The sequence below is a fragment of the Nostoc sp. CHAB 5715 genome (assembly GCF_020829685.1).
In the GTDB taxonomy this organism is placed as follows: Bacteria; Cyanobacteriota; Cyanobacteriia; order Cyanobacteriales; family Nostocaceae; genus Nostoc.
In genome coordinates, this window is record NZ_JAIVFR010000702.1 from 1 (window position 1) to 4,125 (window position 4,125).

At 43.9% G+C, this 4,125-nt stretch carries 6 protein-coding genes; 4 read left to right on the forward strand and 2 right to left on the reverse strand.

All coding sequences use genetic code 11. From position 1 onward, the window contains the following. The first annotated feature begins 74 nt into the window (after nucleotides 1–74). The 4 genes from LC574_RS29380 (at nucleotide 75) to LC574_RS29395 (ending at nucleotide 2,801) form a co-directional block, all read left to right on the forward strand. Complete coding sequence (locus LC574_RS29380) at nucleotides 75–833, forward strand: phycobilisome rod-core linker polypeptide (protein WP_229457150.1); 759 nt, start codon at nucleotides 75–77, stop codon at nucleotides 831–833. A 140-nt stretch (nucleotides 834–973) separates the two neighbouring features. Beyond that, complete coding sequence (locus LC574_RS29385) at nucleotides 974–1,504, forward strand: phycobiliprotein lyase (protein WP_229457151.1); 531 nt, start codon at nucleotides 974–976, stop codon at nucleotides 1,502–1,504. 333 nt (nucleotides 1,505–1,837) lie between these two features. Then, nucleotides 1,838–2,461, forward strand: a complete 624-nt coding sequence (locus LC574_RS29390; protein WP_229457152.1) for a chromophore lyase CpcT/CpeT — start codon at nucleotides 1,838–1,840, stop codon at nucleotides 2,459–2,461. Between the two features lie 34 nt (nucleotides 2,462–2,495). After that, the gene (locus tag LC574_RS29395) at nucleotides 2,496–2,801 is read left to right on the forward strand and encodes a CpeR family transcriptional regulator (RefSeq protein WP_229457155.1); all 306 of its coding nucleotides are present in this window, start codon (nucleotides 2,496–2,498) and stop codon (nucleotides 2,799–2,801) included. Between the two features lie 218 nt (nucleotides 2,802–3,019). Here the strand turns inward: LC574_RS29395 and LC574_RS29400 are convergent, their stop codons facing one another. Both LC574_RS29400 and LC574_RS29405 read right to left on the reverse strand, forming a co-directional pair. Further along, a complete protein-coding gene (locus tag LC574_RS29400) occupies nucleotides 3,020–3,634 on the reverse strand; it encodes a HEAT repeat domain-containing protein (protein ID WP_229457153.1) in 615 nt (204 codons plus the stop codon). Nucleotides 3,635–3,678: 44 nt separating this feature from the next. Beyond that, the coding region (locus LC574_RS29405; protein ID WP_229457154.1) for a HEAT repeat domain-containing protein at nucleotides 3,679–4,125 on the reverse strand (447 nt) is incomplete at its 5' end.

The window sequence follows — 4,125 nt, forward strand, 5'->3', positions numbered from 1 at the left end:
CAAGCTGATTAACTTTTTTAATTTGCAATTTTTCAAACAATCACACGAAAATTCTAAATTTAGGAGGCATTGACATGACACTTTGGATAGAAGCCGAGTCCGTTGAATTACGTCCCAACGCCACTGAGGATGATCTGCAAGCCGTGATCCGAGCAGTGTATCGGCAAGTTTTGGGCAATGCTCATGTATTTGAAAACCAACGGCTTACCAGTGCAGAGTCTCAATTGCGGAATGGTGACATAACTGTTACAGGCTTCGTCAGAGCCGTGGCTCAATCTGATCTATACCGTTCGCTGTTTTTTGAAACTTCCTCTCCCTATCGTTTTATCGAATTAAACTTCAAACATTTGCTAGGTCGCGCCCCCCAAGATCAGGCTGAAGTGGCGGAACATGTGCAAATTTACAACACCCAGGGCTACGCAGCGGAAATCAACTCCTACATTGATAGTGATGAATATATCAGGAGTTTTGGCCAAAATATTGTACCCTCTGCCCGTGGTAATCGTACTCAAGCTGGGATCAAAAATGTCGGTTTTAACCGTACCTTTGCATTGATGCGGGGATTTGCTGCCAATGATTTGGGCAAATCAGCAAAATTGATTAGCGACATTGGCACTAACCTCGCTACCAAAATTGTTTCCCCGCCTGGTGGTTCCGGTGCTATCAGCAATACAGGGAAGCGGTTCCGTATCGGTGTCTCCAAAGCCAATTTTGGTGTTAGGGTGACTAAAAGCGTGACAACCTTTGACGTGGGATACAACCAGCTAGCCCAGAAAATTCAGAGCATCCAGAAAACAGGAGGCAAGATTCTTAGTATCACGGAAATAGCTTAACGCTACCAATGGAGAATTTCCCAACTTCTAACATTTTGTCAATCGATGATCTATAGAGGTAAATTGGGATATTCATCATTTTCAATTGGGAGATTCTCCAATCCAAAAGCAAATAGCTAAAAACAGAAACCAAAGAGTTGATGAATATTACGGAGTTTGTTGCAAATTCTATTGGGCGTTGGCGATCGCAACGCAGCGCCCATCATTTAGCATTCGGTCACTTTGAAGCCGTACAGTCTGAGATAGATATCATTGCTCTCCCAGATGATGATCCGGCAGTGATTGACTTGTGTAAAACTTATAACATTGATCCTCAAACAGTTGTTTCTCCCTTTCGGATGAGTTGGGAAGGCCAATCAGACTGGGATGAAAATGAAATCAAAGGTAGTTGCGTCCTAGTTCCCATACCCGATCCAACTCATCCCCATCGTGGTAAACTGCTGCGCGATCAAGGCTATGCCGAAACGATTGCAGCGGCTGGCGATTATTACTTAACAGAAGACAGCACATTCGTGCTAGTCACCGCCTACGATCGCGCCGCCGCCGAAGAAAAAATCTGGTTTGTCAACCCCAATGTCCGTTGTCGGGTTTCTCTAATTAAAACCAGTACTGGTACAGGAGTTGTCACTGCCTCTTTTTCTTCTGAAATTCGCCAGGGTATTCACAAATAAACTAGATCCAAAAATGGCTTTCTAGGCATTTCTAGTCATATATATACAACTTCAGAGCGTGCAGTCTCAATATGAACTGACCACGTTAGTTTCGTTATGTCATTAGTCTATCAATAGACGCTTTTGCCATAGGTTACAGCTATTTTCAGGTAAATAGACCACGCGGTAGGGGCACAGCAATGCTGTGCCCTTACGACAGATGTGGTTCAAATACATGAAAACTGCTGTAAGGTCATAATTTTTAATTTTGCGGAAAGTGCGGTCTTGGGCTTTGCTCAAGAGGAGCAACTTTACAAGACAAATTCTGTATTGTTTATTTATCCTCATCTACTTATGAATTCTTCACCACCACATATCCGCGACAGTACATCGAATCATTTAATCACCCTAGCTCGTTGGATGGCAGGAGATTTCAGCAATTATAAACAGGCATTTGAAAATCCTAAAGATTACGCCCATATTCACGTATTATTTCGTCCATTACCGTTTGAATTCTTCTCAGGAATCGGGCTTTATTCAGAACAGGTTTATGACTATGATTTGTGGAGACCTTATAGACAGGGAGTACATCGCTTAGTAGATCATAACGATGAGATTTATATCGAAAACTACAGTTTAAAAAATGCCCTTTTCTATGCTGGTGCAGCCCGTGAGTTAAGCATTCTTAGAACCATCACCCCAGATTGTATCGCACGCAGATATCACTGCTCGATGATTTTCAAACGAGAGAAAGATAGATTTATAGGCGCTGTTGAACCTGGAAACTTGTGCTTAATTGAGAAAAATGGCTGCCAGACTTATCTCGATAGTTACGTTGAAATCACACAAACCACTTGGGTAAGCCTAGATAGAGGGCTGGATATCAATACACACGAGCAGGTTTGGGGATCTACCTTTGGCCCTTTGCGGTTTGAAAAGCGGGAGGGTTTTGCCCATGAAGTCCCAAACATCCTATGATCTTTCCCTGCCTAATCTGGCCATTAAAGCGAATATGCTACTCCCAGAAGCACAGAAAAAAATGCAGTGCTGGATTCGCAGCAGACATTTAATTTGTTCAGGTCATTTCTTTGTTTTTGAAACCGTAGATTATAGTGCTATTGAGCGTTTTTCCCAATGTGTGGGAGCGTTAGGAGGCACTATTATTTCGGTTGACCCAATTAACAAAATTTGGATGGGCGCTCATCGTCAAGTGATTCTATATCAGGCAAGAGCCAGTTTGCATACACCCTGTCACAATTTGAAACAATATTGGATAAAATACGGAGGCTTTCGCAGCCGATTTGATGAGCAGGCGTAAAGTAATTCGCTATAGCGGTGGCACAAATCCCAGCTTGCTAGATGCGCTTTTGGTGTGCGCGACTTCACTCTAGGAGGGTATGGGACTTCCAAATAAAAAAATAATCAATCGTTTTGGTAAGCAGGGAGAGCAGGGGGATTTGGCGTTGCAGGGGGAGAAGAAATCGGATAGTCGTATTGGATACAGGAATTGAGTAATTTAATTTTTGGATGTCCCTATCATTTTTCTCCCCGCTGAAACTTCATTGTCATTTCTAGGCGAGATAATGCACTAGTGGCAGACTCGCGTACATAGGAGTCGGTGGATTCATCCTGAATGAGGGATTGTAGCACTTCCACACCTCGGCGATCGCCAATTGAGCCAAGGGCATTCACGATAGAGATTGCCAGCGCTGGGTTGTCTGTGGTTTGCAATGCTTCAATCAAAACATCCACTACGGGAGAACCAATTTCACCTAAAGCCATGACAGCAGCAATATGCACTACAGGATTGGGGTCATTGAGGGCAGTCTTTAAACCCTGTACGCCTTCAGCTGTAAAGGGAACATCTGGATGATTAATGGCGACTTGTGCCAGTGCTTTGGCGGCACTTCCCCGGACGGTAACATTATCACTATTGAGCAAGGCTTCAACTAGAGGAGTCACTGCATCAGGGCCGATCGCTCCTAGAGCTTTGACGGCAGCTCGTCGATAGGTGGTATCCTCTTCATCGAGAATACTCATCAACCGGGGAATAGTTGTCTCATCGGGATTCTCAGCCAATGCCCACATTGCTTGGTCGCGTAGGTGGGGGTTGGGGTGTTTGAGTTGTTGGAATAGTTCTTCTGTGGACATAACAAGATTTTAATAAATAAATCTTCTTCAAGCCTCTGGATTTATCAGTGGTGTGATGAATTTTGAATGCGTGAATTTTGAATTGCCGTAGGGGTTGACTTGGCTTTTTGGCGAATCAGCCAATCATCATCGTTGGCGACTTGTCCATAACCACTGATATCACCAAGTTTTTCCAGCGCCATCAACGCCGCATACTTCAGATCCCAAATTTTGGTTTCTAGACAGGCTTTCAGTTCGGGAATTGCCCGTGGATCGCCGAGTTCACCAAGAGCGATCGCTGCTGCTGCCCGTGATTTTTGAAATTGTGGTTGTTTATTATACAAGCTTTCAACTAGTAAATCGTAAGCTGGGGCATGTTTTAACCAACCGAACAGCTTTATCACATGGAAGTGGGCACCATAATCATTATTTGCTTCTTCGGCGTAGGTAGCAAACAAAGCCTCAGGAGCAGCATCGGCGTGATGGTCAAGAATGGTTTTGGTTGCTAAATA